This is a genomic window from Nisaea sp. (assembly GCF_040217065.1).
Taxonomy (GTDB): domain Bacteria; phylum Pseudomonadota; class Alphaproteobacteria; order Thalassobaculales; family Thalassobaculaceae; genus Nisaea.
The window spans coordinates 16,060-32,253 of record NZ_JAVJNX010000002.1; the positions used below are offsets into that span (position 1 = coordinate 16,060).

At 60.6% G+C, this 16,194-nt stretch carries 19 protein-coding genes; 17 read left to right on the forward strand and 2 right to left on the reverse strand.

The genetic code is table 11. The annotated features are described in order from the left end of the window. The first annotated feature begins 5 nt into the window (after positions 1–5). The 3 genes from mce (at position 6) to RH950_RS00920 (ending at position 1,414) form a co-directional block, all read left to right on the forward strand. Entirely contained in the window at positions 6–410 is a 405-nt protein-coding gene (gene mce / locus RH950_RS00910; protein WP_350052764.1) for a methylmalonyl-CoA epimerase, read from the forward strand. Positions 411–425: 15 nt separating this feature from the next. Continuing rightward, positions 426–677, forward strand: coding sequence for a DUF1467 family protein (locus tag RH950_RS00915; protein ID WP_350052766.1), 252 nt, complete (start codon positions 426–428; stop codon positions 675–677). A gap of 290 nt (positions 678–967) precedes the next feature. Next, the gene (locus RH950_RS00920) at positions 968–1,414 is read left to right on the forward strand and encodes a hypothetical protein (RefSeq protein WP_350052768.1); all 447 of its coding nucleotides are present in this window, start codon (positions 968–970) and stop codon (positions 1,412–1,414) included. A 62-nt stretch (positions 1,415–1,476) separates the two neighbouring features. On the opposite strand, the gene RH950_RS00925 is transcribed toward RH950_RS00920, so the two are convergent. Further along, positions 1,477–2,700: an acyl-CoA dehydrogenase gene (locus RH950_RS00925; RefSeq protein WP_350052770.1), complete on the reverse strand. Its 1,224-nt coding sequence runs from the start codon at positions 2,698–2,700 to the stop codon at positions 1,477–1,479. Between the two features lie 134 nt (positions 2,701–2,834). Between RH950_RS00925 and RH950_RS00930 the strand changes: the two genes are divergently transcribed. Continuing rightward, positions 2,835–3,059, forward strand: coding sequence for a DUF6898 family protein (locus RH950_RS00930; protein WP_350052772.1), 225 nt, complete (start codon positions 2,835–2,837; stop codon positions 3,057–3,059). Between the two features lie 75 nt (positions 3,060–3,134). On the opposite strand, the gene RH950_RS00935 is transcribed toward RH950_RS00930, so the two are convergent. Continuing rightward, the gene (locus tag RH950_RS00935) at positions 3,135–3,587 is read right to left on the reverse strand and encodes a Ros/MucR family transcriptional regulator (protein ID WP_350052774.1); all 453 of its coding nucleotides are present in this window, start codon (positions 3,585–3,587) and stop codon (positions 3,135–3,137) included. Positions 3,588–3,902: 315 nt separating this feature from the next. Between RH950_RS00935 and rpiB the strand changes: the two genes are divergently transcribed. The 13 genes from rpiB to RH950_RS01000 form a co-directional block, all read left to right on the forward strand. After that, the gene (gene rpiB, locus RH950_RS00940) at positions 3,903–4,352 is read left to right on the forward strand and encodes a ribose 5-phosphate isomerase B (protein ID WP_350052776.1); all 450 of its coding nucleotides are present in this window, start codon (positions 3,903–3,905) and stop codon (positions 4,350–4,352) included. 71 nt (positions 4,353–4,423) lie between these two features. Beyond that, a complete protein-coding gene (glyA, locus tag RH950_RS00945) occupies positions 4,424–5,716 on the forward strand; it encodes a serine hydroxymethyltransferase (RefSeq protein WP_350052778.1) in 1,293 nt (430 codons plus the stop codon). 60 nt (positions 5,717–5,776) lie between these two features. Continuing rightward, positions 5,777–6,238 carry a transcriptional regulator NrdR gene (gene nrdR, locus RH950_RS00950; RefSeq protein WP_350052780.1) on the forward strand — a complete coding sequence of 154 codons (462 nt, stop codon included), beginning with the start codon at positions 5,777–5,779 and terminating at the stop codon, positions 6,236–6,238. Between the two features lie 80 nt (positions 6,239–6,318). Next, positions 6,319–7,419, forward strand: coding sequence for a bifunctional diaminohydroxyphosphoribosylaminopyrimidine deaminase/5-amino-6-(5-phosphoribosylamino)uracil reductase RibD (gene ribD / locus RH950_RS00955; RefSeq protein ID WP_350052782.1), 1,101 nt, complete (start codon positions 6,319–6,321; stop codon positions 7,417–7,419). A gap of 9 nt (positions 7,420–7,428) precedes the next feature. Further along, a complete protein-coding gene (locus tag RH950_RS00960; protein ID WP_350052784.1) occupies positions 7,429–8,031 on the forward strand; it encodes a riboflavin synthase in 603 nt (200 codons plus the stop codon). Then, complete coding sequence (gene ribB, locus RH950_RS00965) at positions 8,024–9,193, forward strand: 3,4-dihydroxy-2-butanone-4-phosphate synthase (protein ID WP_350052786.1); 1,170 nt, start codon at positions 8,024–8,026, stop codon at positions 9,191–9,193. The genes RH950_RS00960 and ribB overlap by 8 nt, the downstream gene beginning before the upstream one ends. Beyond that, entirely contained in the window at positions 9,190–9,627 is a 438-nt protein-coding gene (locus RH950_RS00970) for a 6,7-dimethyl-8-ribityllumazine synthase (protein ID WP_350052788.1), read from the forward strand. Before ribB ends, RH950_RS00970 begins: the two co-directional genes overlap by 4 nt. A gap of 8 nt (positions 9,628–9,635) precedes the next feature. Next, positions 9,636–10,139, forward strand: coding sequence for a transcription antitermination factor NusB (gene nusB / locus RH950_RS00975; protein WP_350052790.1), 504 nt, complete (start codon positions 9,636–9,638; stop codon positions 10,137–10,139). Between the two features lie 4 nt (positions 10,140–10,143). Next, on the forward strand, positions 10,144–11,130 hold the full coding sequence (gene thiL / locus RH950_RS00980; protein WP_350052792.1) for a thiamine-phosphate kinase: 987 nt from the start codon (positions 10,144–10,146) through the stop codon (positions 11,128–11,130). 20 nt (positions 11,131–11,150) lie between these two features. Then, entirely contained in the window at positions 11,151–11,627 is a 477-nt protein-coding gene (locus RH950_RS00985) for a flagellar basal body-associated FliL family protein (protein WP_350052794.1), read from the forward strand. Positions 11,628–11,715: 88 nt separating this feature from the next. Continuing rightward, the gene (locus RH950_RS00990; protein ID WP_350052796.1) at positions 11,716–12,930 is read left to right on the forward strand and encodes an MFS transporter; all 1,215 of its coding nucleotides are present in this window, start codon (positions 11,716–11,718) and stop codon (positions 12,928–12,930) included. A gap of 204 nt (positions 12,931–13,134) precedes the next feature. Continuing rightward, complete coding sequence (locus RH950_RS00995) at positions 13,135–15,231, forward strand: sodium-translocating pyrophosphatase (protein WP_350052798.1); 2,097 nt, start codon at positions 13,135–13,137, stop codon at positions 15,229–15,231. A gap of 278 nt (positions 15,232–15,509) precedes the next feature. Further along, on the forward strand, positions 15,510–16,194 hold a 685-nt coding region (locus RH950_RS01000), incomplete at its 3' end, for a tetratricopeptide repeat protein (protein WP_350052800.1).

The following is a 16,194-nucleotide window of genomic DNA, read 5'->3' on the forward strand; positions in this document are numbered from 1 at the left end:
GACACATGATCGGCCGGTTGAACCATGTTGCCATCGCGGTGCCGGACCTGGAAGCCGCGTCCGCGACCTATCGCGGCGCCCTGGGGGGCCGCGTCAGTGCGCCCCAGGATCTGCCCGAGCATGGCGTGACGGTTGCCTTTGTCGAACTGCCGAACACGAAGATCGAGCTGTTGTATCCGCTCGGTGAGTCCTCTCCGATTGCCGCATTCCTTGAAAAGAACCCGTCCGGCGGGATGCACCATGTCTGTTATGAGGTCGATGACATCCTGGCTGCGCGTGATCGATTGAAAGCCGAGGGCGCCCGGGTGCTAGGCGATGGCGAGCCGAAGATCGGCGCACACGGAAAGCCGGTTCTGTTTCTGCATCCGAAAGACTTTGCCGGCACGCTGGTCGAGCTTGAACAAATCTAGGCGGAGCGCCGGACCATGAATGACTGGGTCTCGATCATTGTCGTGTATCTGCTGCTCTGGTGGTGGTTCTTCCTGATGGCGCTGCCGATCGGCGTGCGCGCCGTGGAAGAGCCCGAGGAGGGCCATGCAGCCAGCGCACCGCGGCGGCCACATCTCTGGAAGAAAGCCCTGGGAGCCACGATTGCGGCACTGCTTGGCACAATCCTGGTGAATTACGTGATTTCCGCCAACCTCTTCTCCTTCCGGGAAGCGATCAAGGGCTGGTAGAGATCAAGGTTGGATGGCAGAAGGGTGTTCAAAGAAAAACGGCAAGATCATTTAAGATCTTGCCGGGCGAATTTTTTTTTATGATTCGACCACGGCGTTAGATTGCCGTGGTTCGCTTCCTCCCTAAACTCGGGCCAAATTCGCGGCTCGGACTTGTTCTTTTTTTTCTTGGACGGTGAACATATGACATGTTGGTGAGGGCGTCACCAATTTTTTTGCACTCGGGTCAAATGATGACGAATTTCAGCAGGTTCTTGTTATCAAACGTCGCGTTGAGGGGGGATAAAGACATGAACATGTTCTTTTGCGGAAAGTTCAAGGTGCCTTTCCTGTTCATTGTGGCAGCAAGTCTTTGCCTCATGATCGGCCGTCCGGGGGTCTCGCGGGCCGAGGATCCGGAGGGGATCGAGGTCTCGAAGAAGGACTGTGCGCGGATCGTTGCCCACCAGCCGGCGCCGGATGTCGACTACAAGCCGGGTGTCGATGCCATGGGGCGGCCGGTCGTCGGAGCCGATCTGCCGGGATCGGTCATTATTGAAGCGCCGACGAAGATCACCATTCCGCTCACGCTTGATGTGGCCGAGCTTTTTGCCTTGCCTGACGGTGTCGCCGGCGAATCCGGGATAGGCACGATTGAGTACGACATCATGTCCGGGCGGCTTGAATATAATGGCCAGCCGTTGAACGATCCGCAGATGGCGGCGATTTCCGCGGCCTGCGCCAAGATGAAGAAATAGGAACGCAAACGGCGGCGCCCGAAGGACGCCGCCGCCTCTGTTTGTCTCTGCAGATAGTCTTCTTAGGCGCCGGTGAAGGCCTGCAGCCCGGTCTGGGCCCGGCCGAGGATCAGCGCGTGCACATCGTGGGTGCCCTCGTAGGTGTTCACGGCTTCCAGGTTCATCACGTGACGGATCACATGATATTCGTCGGAAACGCCGTTGCCGCCATGCATGTCGCGGGCAACGCGGGCAATATCCAGAGACTTGCCGCAATTGTTCCGCTTCATCAGCGAAATCGCTTCCGGCGCGCCGTTGCCTGAATCCATCATCCGTCCGAGCCGCAGGGCACCGTGCAGGCCGAGAGTGATCTCCGTCTGCATGTCGGCGAGCTTCTTCTGGATCAGCTGATTGGCGGCGAGCGGTCGGCCGAACTGCTTGCGATCCATGGTGTATTGGCGGGCCTGGTGCCAGCAGAACTCGGCAGCGCCGATAGCGCCCCATGAAATGCCGAAGCGCGCCTTGTTGAGGCAACCGAACGGGCCTTTCAGACCGGAAACGTTCGGCAGCATGTTCTCTTCCGGAATTTCGACATTGTCCATGACGATCTCGCCGGTGACGGAGGCGCGCAGGGAGAACTTGCCCTCGATCTTCGGCGCAGTCAGACCCTTCATGCCCTTTTCCAGGACGAAGCCGCGGATCTGGCCGTCATCGGTCTTGGCCCAGACGACAAAGACGTCGGCGATCGGGGAGTTGGTGATCCACATCTTCGCGCCGTTGAGCAGATAGCCGCCCTGGACGCCTTTCGCCCGGGTCACCATGCCGCCCGGATCGGAGCCGTGGTCGGGCTCGGTCAGGCCAAAGCAGCCGACCCACTCGCCTGTCGCGAGCTTGGGCAGGTATTTCTGTTTCTGCTCTTCACTGCCATAGGCATAGATCGGGTGCATGACCAGGCTGGACTGCACGCTCATGGCCGAGCGGTAGCCGCTGTCGACCCGTTCCACTTCACGGGCGATCAGACCGTAGCAGACATGGTTCACACCGGCGCAGCCGTAGCCATCAATGGTGCAGCCGAGGAAACCCAGCTCGCCCATTTCGCTCATGATTTCACGATGGAAGACTTCGTCCCGGAAGGCCCCCTGGACCCGCGGCATCAGTTTGTCCTGGCAATAGGCACGGGCGGCGTCGCGGATCATCCGCTCTTCCTCGGTCAGCTCAAGTTCGAGAAGGAGCGGATCTTCCCAGTCGAACTGTGGCCGTGAGGCTCCTGCCGGCTTGGCGGCGTCGACAACGGGTTGGACGGACATGGGGAGACTCCCAAAGTTGCTGAATCTGTTGCAGAGGTATATACGCCGATGCGGTTGCAGCTTCAAATTTCCGTTGCGGCATTGTTGCCGTTCTGCGGCAAAGGCGAGACTGTATTCTACCGCCGGGAAGTAAGATGGCGCGAAAGTTGAACGAGCACAGCGTAATAATCGAATTCCTGCATTCCGGGAATTACGTGAAGGTCAGTGCATTCGATCCGGCGAGTATGGTCGAGGTGTCAATTGTCGGTGATCCGGCCAGCGGCGAAGCCGGCCTGAAGCACGCAGTATTGCGCAAGCTGAAATATGTCATTGATAAGAAATCGCAAACGCAGCCGCGCGGCCGTGGAAAACTTGTCTGATTATTCAAAGTGCCTGGCAAAAAAAGATAAAGCGCCGGAGCATTCCGGCGCTTTATCTCACAAAGGCCTTCGAGATCAGACGGCTTTCCGCTTGCGTCCGCCGCGTTTCACGGCGTTGCGTCCCAGACCGATCTTCTTGGCGAATTCGGACCGCTGAGCCGCATAATTCGGTGCGACCATCGGGTAATCGGCCGGCAGCCCCCACTTCGCGCGATATTCTTCCGGGGTCAGGTTGTAGGTCGTCCGGAGATGGCGCTTCAGCATCTTGAGACGTTTACCGTCTTCAAGACACACGATGTAGTCAGGGGTAATCGAACGACGGATCGGCACAGCCGGCTTTGCTGGCTCTACGACTGGTTCGTTAACCTCAGTATTAAGGTGTGTAAGTGCTTCGTGGACGGTGCTGATGACCTCTGAAATCTGCGACGCGGCCACAGTGTTATTTCCGAGATAAGCGGATACAACATCCGTGGTCATACGGAGTAGTTCAGAAGAGTCCAGATTGTCTTCACGGGTTTCTTCGGTCATTTCTAGATCCGATATTGAACATTATTTTGATTGGGGTATCCCCGGAACATTGTCCCGGGCGAAGTAGTTGTCAAGAATTAATGCAGCGTTCAGATTTTCAAATCCTGAATTCAAAGGCAGTGAATTCCGCTGATTCTCGAAAACAAACTCTTTTTGGAATACGCGGTCAAATTCTGTCAGTGAATATTTTATGGCGCGAGTCAGTAATCTTGCGCGTATCAGAGTGATGGTCGGCACGCAATTAGTGGTTCGCTGCTAATCGCACCGCGTATATAGTGGGTGGCCCACTTGTTGTAACAAAGAGCCTGACAGGTAATGACAGATAACGTGATCGTGATCGGTTCGGATCATGCCGGATTTCCCCTAAAGCAAGTATTGCGCGCTCACCTCGAAGAAAAGGGCTGCGATATCATCGACGTCGGCACGGACGGAACAGAGTCTGTCGATTACCCGGATTTCGGCGCGGCGGTTGCGCAAGTTCTCAAAGACGGCAAGGCGTCCCGCGGGATTGTCGTGTGCGGCACAGGGATTGGAATCAGCATTGCGGCCAACCGGCATGACTGGGTGCGTGCGGGGCTTTGCCACGACACCACCTCCGCGCGTCTCTGCAGGTTGCACAATGACGCCAACGTTCTTGCGCTCGGCGCGCGGCTTATCGGCGAGGAAGTCGCGAAAGACTGTGTTGATGTCTTTCTCGCAACAGAATTCGAAGGCGGTCGGCACCAACGTCGCGTCGACAAACTCGGATTTGCCGAGAGCACGTAAATCACGTCCTTGCACTGCGATGTCTGACCGAGTAGGCCACGTTGCATTGCGGGATACGAACAGGAGCTGTGATGTCCGCCTTTGAAACGAACACAACGGGTACCCCCTTCTTCGCGACGCCCTTGTCAGAGAGCGATCCCGCCATTTATGGCGCGATCAGCGAGGAGCTGGCGCGCCAGAAGGACCAGATCGAACTGATCGCCTCGGAGAACATCGTGTCCCGCGCTGTACTGGAAGCGCAGGGCTCTGTTCTGACCAACAAATATGCCGAAGGATATCCCGGCCGGCGCTATTACGGCGGCTGTGAATTTGTCGACAAGGCGGAGGCTCTGGCCATCGAGCGGGCCTGCAAGCTGTTCGATTGCAGTTTTGCCAATGTGCAGCCGCATTCAGGCGCTCAGGCAAACCAGGCCGTTATGCTGGCGCTGGTCAAGCCGGGCGACACGGTCATGGGCCTGTCTCTTGCTGCCGGCGGTCACCTGACCCACGGCGCTCCGCCGAACCTCTCCGGAAAGTGGTTCAAGGCGGTTCAGTACGGTGTCCGCAAGGAAGATGCGCTGATCGATTTCGATCAGGTCAAGGCGCTGGCCGAGGAACACAAGCCGGCAATGATCATCGCGGGCGGCTCCGCCTACCCACGTGAGATCGATTTCAAACGCTTCCGTGAGATCGCGGATTCTGTTGGTGCTTATTTCCACGTTGATATGGCGCATTTTGCAGGTCTGGTCGCCGGCGGCGTGCACCCGAGTCCGCTGCCGCATGCCCATGTGGTTACCACCACGACACACAAGACCCTGCGCGGCCCGCGTGGCGGCATGATCCTGTCGAATGATCCGGAGATCGGTAAAAAGATCAATTCGGCAGTATTCCCGGGACTTCAGGGTGGTCCGCTGATGCATGTGATCGCCGCTAAGGCGGTCTCGTTCGCCGAAGCGCTGAGACCGGAATTCAAGACCTATTCCCGCCAGGTCGTCGAAAACGCGAAAGCGCTTGGCGAGGTCCTGAAGGCGCGTGGCCTGGATATCGTGTCAGGGGGGACGGACACACATGTTCTGCTCGTCGATCTGCGTCCGAAGGGCCTGACCGGCAAGGTGGCGGAAGCTGCACTTGAGCGCGCCAGTATCACATGTAACAAAAACGGTGTTCCGTTCGACCCGGAAAAGCCGATGATCACGTCCGGGGTGCGTCTCGGCACGCCGGCGGGGACCACGCGCGGCTTTGGCGTGGCGGAGTTTCAGGAAATCGGAAATCTGATCGGCGACGTGCTGGACGCCGTCGCGCAGAATCCGGACGACAGCTCGCTGACCGAACAGAAGGTCAGGGAACATGTCCAGGTGCTGTGTAACCGGTTCCCGATCTACTAGACCCGGCGATGCGGCCGGGGGAGGCCCCGCCGCCAGTTGATTGATTGAAGGGGGAAGACCATGCGTTGTCCGTTTTGCGGCCACACCGATACCCAGGTGAAGGACTCCCGTCCGACGGAAGACTATGCGGCAATTCGGCGGCGCCGGTTCTGCCCGGCCTGCGGGGCGCGTTTCACGACCTTTGAACGGGTTCAGCTGCGCGAGCTGTCAGTGGTCAAGAAAACCGGCAAGCGGGCCCCCTTCGATCGGGACAAGCTGGTCCGGTCGATCCAGATCGCGTTGCGCAAACGCCCGGTCGACCCTGAACGGATCGAGCGCATGGTGACCAGCATCGTCCGGCGTCTCGAAAGCATGGGCGAGGCCGAAATTCCGTCCGAAGTGATCGGACAGATGGTCATGGAATCATTGGCGAACCTGGACCAGGTGGCCTATGTCCGGTTTGCGTCGGTCTACAAGAATTTCCGTGAAGCCAAAGACTTCGAGGAATTCGTCGAAGAAATCAGTCACGACGGCGACGACTGACCGTCCTCGCCGCCCGGCGTCTGGAAATCATGCCCGGAGGGATTTCCTCCGGGCCGGTTTCATGACGGGAGCGTGGAGCAATGGATCAAGATACCTCGTTTATGCGGCACGCCCTGGCATTGGCCAGGCGCGGGCTTGGTCAGGTAGCGCCGAACCCGTCGGTCGGGTGTGTCATCGTCCGTGACGGCCGCATTATCGGTCGCGGCTGGACCCAGCCGGGCGGTCGGCCGCATGCCGAGCCCGTGGCCCTTGCCGATGCCGGTGCAGCGGCGCGCGGGGCGACGGCCTATGTCTCTCTGGAGCCCTGTGCCCATCACGGCGCATCGCCACCCTGCGCGGACGCGCTTATCGCGGCAGGCGTGGCGAGGGTAGTCTATGCCCTGCGCGATCCGGACCCCCGGGTTGACGGCACCGGCCACACCCGGCTCACCGAGGCCGGGATCGAGGTGGTTTCCGGCATTCTGGAGAAAGAGGCGGAGGAGCTCAATCAGGGTTTCCTTACCCGTATCCGGAAAAACCGTCCTTTAGTCACCCTGAAGCTGGCGACGTCTCTTGACGGTAAGGTGGCTCTGGCAAACGGCCGCAGTCAGTGGATTACCGGGGCGGGCGCCAGGGCGGTGTCGCATCAGATACGCGCCAGTCACGATGCCATCATGACCGGGATAGGGACTGTTCTGGCCGACGATCCGGCGCTGACCTGCCGATTGCCCGGACTGCTGTCCCGATCGCCGGTCCGGGTGATCCTCGACGGGGGGCTGAGGCTGACAAGGGAGCAGAGCGTCGTCGAGACAGCCCGTGAAATTCCGACAACAGTGATCACGGCAGTCCCGGCGGAAGATCCGAAAGCACAGGCCCTTTCAGCGGCGGGAGCCGATGTCGTTGGCGGAATGGCGGTGAAGGACGGGCGGCTCGACCTCGACGCCGTCCTGTCCCTGCTCTCGGAGCGGGGGGTGACCCGGCTGATGGTTGAATCCGGCGGCGAGCTTGCCAGCACTTTTGTCCGCGAGGAGCGCGTTGACGAACTGGTCTGGTTCCGGGCCCCGGCCATCATCGGAGGGGACGGGGTGAGCGCGGTCCGGGATCTCGGTCTCGAGCTGCTTGAATTCATGCCGAGGTTCGAACGGCGTCATGTCCGTGCCGTCGGTGAAGATCTGGTGGAAACCTACCGTCGTCGAAACTAGGTTACGGCCATGTTTACAGGAATCATCACACATATCGGTACGGTTCGCCGTGTCGAGAAAAGCGGCGATACGCGCATGACCGTGTCGGCCGGTTTCGATATGGAGAGCGTCGCGCTCGGTGCCTCCATTGCCTGCTCCGGCTGCTGTCTCACCGTTGTCGACAAGGGGGAGGGCTGGTTCGCCGCCGATGTCTCGGCGGAGACGCTTTCCAAGACCGGGCTGGGAGCCTGGAAAGAGGGCACCCGGATCAACCTTGAACGGGCTCTCAAGGTCGGGGACGAGCTCGGTGGGCACATCGTCAGCGGGCATGTCGACGGGCTTGCGGAGATTGTCTCCATTGTTCCGGAAGGAGACAGCAGGCGGTTGATGCTCAAGCCGGCCGCCGGTCTGGCTGCATTCGTTGCCCCGAAAGGCTCTGTTACGCTCGATGGTATCTCTTTGACGGTAAACGAAGTTTCAGCGGACACCTTCGGCGTGAACATTATTGATCACACCTGGAAGGAGACCACATTGAGCGATCGTGGGCCGGGGGACCATTTGAACATGGAAGTCGACATGCTTGCCCGCTATGTTGCGCGCCTGTTGGACGTCCGGGAACCACGGAATGACTGAATCGGCTGAAGCGCTCGGCGAGATATTGCGCACCGCACTCTCCTCCATCGAAGAGGTGGTCGAGGAGGCGCGTCAGGGACGCATGTTCATCCTTGTCGATGATGAGGATCGGGAGAACGAAGGCGATCTCTGCATCCCGGCACAAATGGCGACGCCGGATGTGATCAATTTCATGGCGAAATATGGCCGCGGCCTGATCTGCCTCTCCATGGAGCGGGAACGGATCGAGAAACTCGGTCTGCCCCTGATGGCGGCGAATAACGGCACCCGGCATGAAACCGCCTTCACCGTCTCGATCGAGGCGCGGGAAGGCGTGACGACCGGCATTTCGGCGCATGACAGGGCCCGGACCGTCCAGGTGGCCATCGATCCCAAGGCGGCGCGGGACGATATTGTCACGCCGGGGCATGTGTTTCCGCTGATGGCCCGCGACGGTGGGACTCTGGTTCGCGCCGGACATACCGAAGCCGTGGTTGATATCGCACGCATGGCCGGACTCAATCCGTCAGGGGTGATCTGCGAGATCATGAATGACGACGGCACCATGGCGCGGCTGCCCGATCTTGTTCAGTTCGCACAGTTTCACGGTCTCAAGGTCGCCACGATTGCCGATCTGATCGAATATCGCCGGCGGACCGAGTCCGTCGTGCAGCGTTCCGTTGAAACCACGCTCGACAGCGAGTATGGCGGCGACTGGCGGATGATCGTCTATGTCAACAAGATCACCTATGCGGAACATATAGCCCTGGTGAAAGGGGACATCACCAAGGGCGCGCCGGTGCTGGTCCGCATGCATGCGCTGAGCATCATGGAAGACGTCCTCGGCGACCGCACGGGCAACCGGGCCGGCGGCGAGCTGCAGAATGCCATGCGGCAGATCGGCGAAGAGGGCTCCGGCGTCGTTGTCCTGATCCGGGAGCCGTCCGCGACAGCGCTTTCGGACCGGGTCCGCCGCAAGCTCCGGGCCGAGGTCGAGGGCAAAAAGACCGAGAACGAGTTGAGAGATTACGGCGTCGGTGCGCAGATCCTGCTGGATCTTGGCGTGCGTGAGATGATTCTGCTGAGCAACCACGACCGCACCATCGTCGGCCTTGAAGGCTACGGTCTGAGCATGGTCGAGCGGCGCGGCGTTAAAACCGGGGACGAGGGAGCCGGCGCATGAGCCGCATTCTGATTGTCGAAGCGCGTTTCTATGAGGATATCGCGGACGAGCTGGTGAAGGGCGCAATCGCGGCGCTCGAGGAAGCCGGTGTGGAATTCGACAGGGTCGAGGTGCCGGGCGCGCTGGAAATTCCGGCCGCCATTGCCATTGCAGCGCAGCGCACGGACGGCGAGCCCTATGCAGGCTATGTCGCGCTTGGCTGTGTCATCCGCGGTGAGACGAGCCATTACGATTATGTCTGCGGCGAAAGTGCCCGTGGCCTGCAGGACCTGGCGCTTTGGAAGGGGCTTTCCATCGGCAACGGTATCCTGACCGTGGAAAACCGGGATCAGGCATGGGCCCGTGCGGCAGTCGACAAGAAAAACAAGGGCAAGGATGCGGCGGGTGCCGCCCTCGCACTGGTGGCGCTGAAGCGCCGTTTTGGTGTCGAGTGAGCAAAAACATGACAGGTTCCAAAGAGCGTCTCCCGGAACGTCAGCGCCGCACTGCGGCGCGGCTTGCCGCGGTACAAAGCCTCTACCAGATGTCGATCACCGGTATTCCAGCGCCGCGGGTCATCGCGGAGTTCAAGGAACTGCGTCTGGCGGGTGGCGACGAGAATGAGAGTTTCGGCCCGGCCGACCCGGCCTTCTACGAAAGGCTCACGGCCGGCGTTACATCGGATCTGGAGACGGTCGACCGGCTGATCGAGGGAGCATTGTCCGAGGACTGGGCGATTGACCGGCTGGAGACGATTGTCCGGAATATCCTGGAATGCGGCGCGCATGAACTGCTGACGCATGGCGATGTGCCGGCGGCGGTCGTGATCTCCGAGTATGTCGATGTGGCGCACGGATTTTTCTCCGATAAAGAGCCGGGTTTCATCAATGGAGTTCTGGACCGGATCGCCCGCACCCTGCGCGAGGGTGAGAAGGGGGCTGCGCCCTCGGACACCGAGAGCGAATAGGCCGATGGCGGGGCTCGGCGAGTTCGGGCGTATCGCGCGGTACTTCGTCCCCCTTGTGGAAGGGCAGAGCGACGCGCTGGGCCTCAGAGACGATGCCGCGCTGGTCACACCCCCAGATGGCATGCGCATGGCCGTCACGGCCGATGCGCTGGTCTCCGGGGTGCATTTCCTGGCGGATGATCCGCCGGACCGCATCGCGCGCAAGGCTCTCAGGGTCAATATCTCCGATCTCGCGGCCATGGGAGCGGATCCGTACGGCTACACGATCACACTGGCCTTGCCGCGCGATATGGTCGATGCGGAGGCCTGGATCGAGCGCTTTGCCGAGGGGCAGGCCGAGGATCACGCGGAATATGGCATCAGGCTGCTGGGGGGAGACAGTGTCTCGACCCCGGGACCGCTGTCGATTTCGATAACAGCCTTCGGTTGGCTGCCCGGTGACCAGGCCCTGATGCGTGGCGGTGCGCGGCCCGGCGACGATATCTATGTCTCCGGCACCATCGGAGATGCCTTTCTTGGCCTGGCCGTCCTCCAGGACGGCACCGTCGCTCTGCCGGAAATCGACCGCGCCTTTCTTGCCGACCGTTATCATCTGCCGCGGCCACGCCCGGCTCTGGGGCAAGCTCTCCTTGGTCTGGTCAGCGCAGCGCTCGATGTATCCGACGGGGTGCTCCAGGATCTGGGGCACCTTTGCAAGGCCTCCGGGTGCGGTGCGGAAGTCGACCTTGGCCTGATCCCTTTCTCCGACGCCGGTCGCCACCTTGTTCACAGCGGTGCTTTCCGCGCTGAAGACCTGGTGACGGGCGGTGACGATTACGAACTCCTCTTCACGGCACCGGACAAGGCCCGCACCGCCATTGCGGGTCTTGCCGGCAGGATTGGTATCCCGGTCACTCGGATTGGCCGGATGACCTCCGGCGGGGATGTCGATTTGCTGGATGAGAGCGGAAAAATCATGGTGCTGGACCGGCGGGGCTATACCCATGCGTGACACGCGGGTTAAATGACGCCATGAAAATAGTCGTAATCCTTGTCCTGTTGCTCGTACTTGCCGGCGGCGGTGTGTTCGGCGTTTCGATGTTCGCGCCGGGATTGCTTCCGCCCGTCGTGCTGGAAATGCTGGGCAAGGAGGTGCCGCCGCGCGACGAAACGGTCGTGGAGCGGCCGGCCGTGACCCAGTTGATCGATCTCGAGCCGCTGAGCATTCCAATTTTCCGGGACGGTCAGGTGGATCGTTTTCTGGTGCTGCATATGCTGATCGAGGTTCGCCCGGGAGAGGATTTCGAACTGGTGAACCTCAAGAAGGTCCGGATCATTGATGCCATCCTGAAATATGTGCATGCGCTTTCTTCGCTGGAGATCAGGCCCGGGGTGAACGACCGCGCCTTCCTGAAGGAGCGTCTCCTTGCGAAAATCGAGGAGATCGTTGGCAAGGGGGTCGTCGTCGAGCTTCTCTTCCAGAATGTCTTCGAACGGCCATTGCAGTGATGCGTGACGCTGGCATGCCTGCCTGATCTGGCCGCTTGCCGGTAGGCGTGCTACCAGACGGTCCCCATTTCTTTGGACTGCAAAGATCATGACCAGCTCGGCTATCGAGGAACGCGATCCGACCGTTCGCAATGTCGCTCTGTTGGCGGTCTGTCAGGCGCTCGCCATGACCGGCATGTCCGTCAACATGACCGTGACCGCACTCGTCGGGCAGCAGCTTGCCTCCGATCCGGCCTGGTCGACGGTACCGCTGGCATTGCAGTTTTCCGCAACCATGGCGACGACATTGCCTGCATCGTTCCTGATGCGCCGGATCGGACGCCGCGGCGGGTTTGCTCTCGGAATCGCGATCGGCATCCTGGGCGCCCTGACCGCGTTCCACGGGATTTTCGAACGGAGTTTCGCGATCTTTGTGGTCGGGTCGATGATGATCGGCTGTTTCCAGGGCTTTGCCGTTTTCTACCGGCACGCGGCGGCGGATACCGCCAGTCCGGCCTTTCGCAGCAAGGCGATCTCTCTGGTTCTTGCCGGCGGCGTCTTCGCAGCAATTGTCGGACCGGAACTCTCGAAATGGTCGTTTGACCTGTTTTCGCCCGTGGTTTACGCGGGCTGTTTCATCGTGGTCGCCTGTGTCCAGGCACTGTCCTACGCGTTTCTTTATTTCGTTCGTATTCCGCCGCCGGCGCAGCCTGTTGAAGGGGTCCATGTCCGGCCGCTCTCGGTGATCGTGCGCCAGCCGACTTTCCTGGTGGCGGCGATCGGAGCAATGATCGGCTACGGCGTCATGAGTTTCGTCATGACGGCCACGCCGCTTGCGATTGTCGGGTGCGGGTATGAATTCCGCGATGCGGCCTTCGTCATCCAGTGGCACGTTCTTGCGATGTATGCGCCGTCCTTCTTCACCGGCTCGCTGATCCAGCGATTCGGTGTCCGGCAGGTCATGCTGACCGGCGCAGTGATCCTGACTGGTGCCGTTGTTGTCAACGTCAGCGGAATCGAAATCGAGCACTTCTGGTTCGGGCTTGTCCTGCTCGGTCTTGGATGGAATTTCATGTTCGTCGGCGGCACATCGCTGCTGGCGGAATGTCACACGCCGGAAGAGCGGGCAAAAGTGCAGGGCCTGAACGATTTCCTAGTCTTTGGAACCGTTACCGCCTCGTCCTTCGCGTCCGGTGCATTGCTGAATGCCTATGGCTGGAATGCGGTAAATTACGGTGTGTTGCCGCTTCTCGGGGTGGCGACGGCAGTCATCGCGTTCGCGCTCTGGCGTTTGCGGGACAGCGTGCAGACTCCGCAGATGTAATTTCGTCTTCAGTTAGACTCGCTTTACAGCCTTAGATTTTTTGCTACGGTTTCAACATCTTCGAAAGGTGGGGCGGGGACCGGCGCACTATTATCCGCTGTCTGCCTTTATCACCCTTCGATTGGACGTACCAGCCGGAGCCCGGCGCAAAGACCGGGCCCTGCTGGGAGGAAATGTGCACAAGAAGAAAGAAGGGTTTCCGATATGAGCGGAACTTTGGCGTTTGTCATCCTTTGCGGGGTGGCGGCCTTGCTCTATGGGCTATGGGCTATCCGATCCGTGCTGGCCGCTGATGCGGGGTCGGCGCGGATGCAGGAAATTGCCGGCGCGATCCAGGAGGGCGCAGCGGCATATCTCAACCGTCAATACACGACCATCGGTATCGTCGGCATTGTCGTTACAGTCATTCTCGGCCTGACGCTCGGCCTGACCGTCGCGGTCGGCTTCGTCATCGGGGCGGTCCTGTCCGGTGCCGCAGGCTATATCGGCATGCATGTCTCCGTGCGGGCGAACGTCCGGACAGCACAGGCGGCGACCGTCGGCATGGCGCCGGCGCTCAACATCGCTTTCAAGTCAGGCGCGATCACCGGGATGCTTGTTGTTGGTCTCGGCCTGCTCGGTGTGGCCGGATATTATGCAGTCCTCATCAAGATCTACGACGGCGGAACAGACGCGGGCCTGCGGCATATTCTGGAAGCGCTTGTGGCCCTTAGTTTCGGCGCGTCCCTGATCTCGATTTTCGCCCGCCTCGGAGGCGGCATCTTCACCAAGGGCGCCGATGTCGGTGCCGATCTGGTGGGGAAGGTCGAAGCCGGTATCCCGGAGGATGATCCCCGCAACCCGGCCGTGATCGCGGACAATGTCGGCGACAATGTCGGTGACTGTGCCGGCATGGCGGCGGACCTGTTTGAAACCTACGCCGTGACCGTCGTGGCCACCATGCTGCTGTCGGCAATCTTTTTCACCGGCGAAACCATGAACATGATGCTGACCTTCCCGCTGCTGATCGGCGCGGTCTGCATCCTGGCATCCGTTGTCGGGGCATTCTTTGTCCGGCTCGGTTCGGACATGAAGATCATGAAGGCTCTCTACAAGGGCCTCACCGTCAGCGCTGTTCTGTCAGCCATTCTGATCGGCGGCGTCATCAGCCAGACGCTTGGCTGGGACACTGGCCTGGCCATGAAGAACGGGCTGGAAGTCACCGGCACGACACTCTTCGGCTGCGTGATCGTCGGTCTCGTCGTCACCGGTCTGATCGTCTGGGTGACCGAATATTACACCTCGACGGAGTACCGTCCGGTGCGGTCCATCGCCAAATCCTCCGAGACCGGACACGGTACCAACGTGATCCAGGGGCTTGCCGTCTCGATGGAGGCGACAGCGCTGCCAGCTCTGATCATCTCGGGCGGTATCATCGCGGCGCATCTTCTGGCCGGGGTCTACGGTATCGGCATTGCCGCAACCACGATGCTGGCGCTGGCCGGCATGGTCGTGGCTCTCGATGCCTATGGTCCGGTGACGGACAATGCCGGCGGCATTGCCGAAATGGCGGATCTGCCGGCTGAGGTGCGTGTCACAACAGACGCCCTGGATGCCGTCGGCAATACCACCAAGGCGGTGACCAAGGGCTACGCGATCGGTTCGGCCGGTCTTGCGGCGCTGGTGCTGTTTGCGGCCTTCACAGAGGATCTCGCCCACTATTTCCCGGATCTGAACGTCACGTTCGAGCTGCAGGATCCCTACGTGGTGGTCGGGCTCTTCATCGGCGGTCTGATGCCGTACCTCTTCGGTGCGCTCGGCATGCAGGCGGTCGGTCGGGCCGGCGGTGCGGTCGTCGAGGAAGTCCGCCGCCAGTTCCGTGAGCATCCCGGGATCATGAAAGGCACGGAGAAGCCGGAATATGGCCGTGCGGTCGACATGCTGACCAAGGCGGCCATTCGGGAAATGATCATTCCCTCGCTGCTGCCGGTGCTTGCCCCGATCGTGGTCTATTTCGTGTTCAACGCCATCGGCGGGCAGGGCGCGGCCTTTACCGCGGTCGGCGCCATGCTGCTGGGGACCATCGTCACCGGTATCTTCGTCGCCATCTCCATGACCGCCGGCGGCGGTGCCTGGGACAATGCGAAGAAGTATATCGAAGACGGCCATCACGGCGGCAAGGGCTCGGAAGCTCACAAGGCTGCGGTGACCGGCGATACGGTCGGTGATCCCTACAAGGACACTGCCGGACCGGCCGTGAACCCGATGATCAAGATCGCCAATATCGTGGCGCTGCTGCTGCTCGCGGCGCTCGCTGGCTGAGGCATCGAAAAGACATCAGAACACAAAGGCCCCGCTCAGGCGGGGCCTTTGGCGTTTCAGGCCGAACCGTCCGATGATGCCGGGCCCCGCATTCTCGGGAAACGTCTCTGGAGAAGACAAAGTGCGTGTGATAGAGGTCGAATCGTTCGACGGTAGAAAGTCGTCGCCGCTTTCATTGCGTCTGGATCTTCGGCTGTGCCCTTACTTCATGTCCGCTCCCTGACTTCCGCCCGGTAATGTCGCTAGCCGATAGAATTCTCGAGGGGAACCCGGACGCGGTGCGGGACGCGGAACGACGCCTGCTGGATGCTGGGGCCAATGAAGATACGTACGATCTCCGCAGAGTCCTGATTAAGCACTATATGGATTGGAAGGGCGTTCGCCGGGACGCTGGCATCAGCCATTTGGAGCGTGACTCCGAGGCTGCGCTCAGACATATGCGCGCTCTCCGCGAGGTCAATCCGGAAGATCACGGTCTGGCCCACCGGCTTTCCTCCCTGTTGATTGAAACCGGCCGGCTTGACGAGGCGTTGCGACTACTCGAAACCCTCCTGGAGGCTGTGAGAGACGATACCCTCGGGCTCAAGATGACCATCCTGGAATCGCTGGCGAGGGTGCTATCCGTCCGTGGAGAATTCGAGCGAGCGGCCGAAATATTTGAACGGATTTTCTCGCTTTCGCTGAAAGCATGCGGGCCATCCCTGAGCAAAAATCAAGCGAATTTCTTCGGCTCGGCCCTGGCGCGACTGTCGCGAATCCGCGTCAATACCGGCAATTATGCGGAGGCGGTGCGGGTGATCGAGGCGTTTCCGCATGCGATCGACCTTCCGTTTCTCAACAACACGCTGGAAAGGGCGCGCGCCTTGTTGCGCGACGGGCCGCCATCGCTAAGCCGGGACGCGCGCCCGGTCGAGCTGGATCAGCTGACCGTCGCCTGCGTCAAGCACGGGACGAAATACGGGG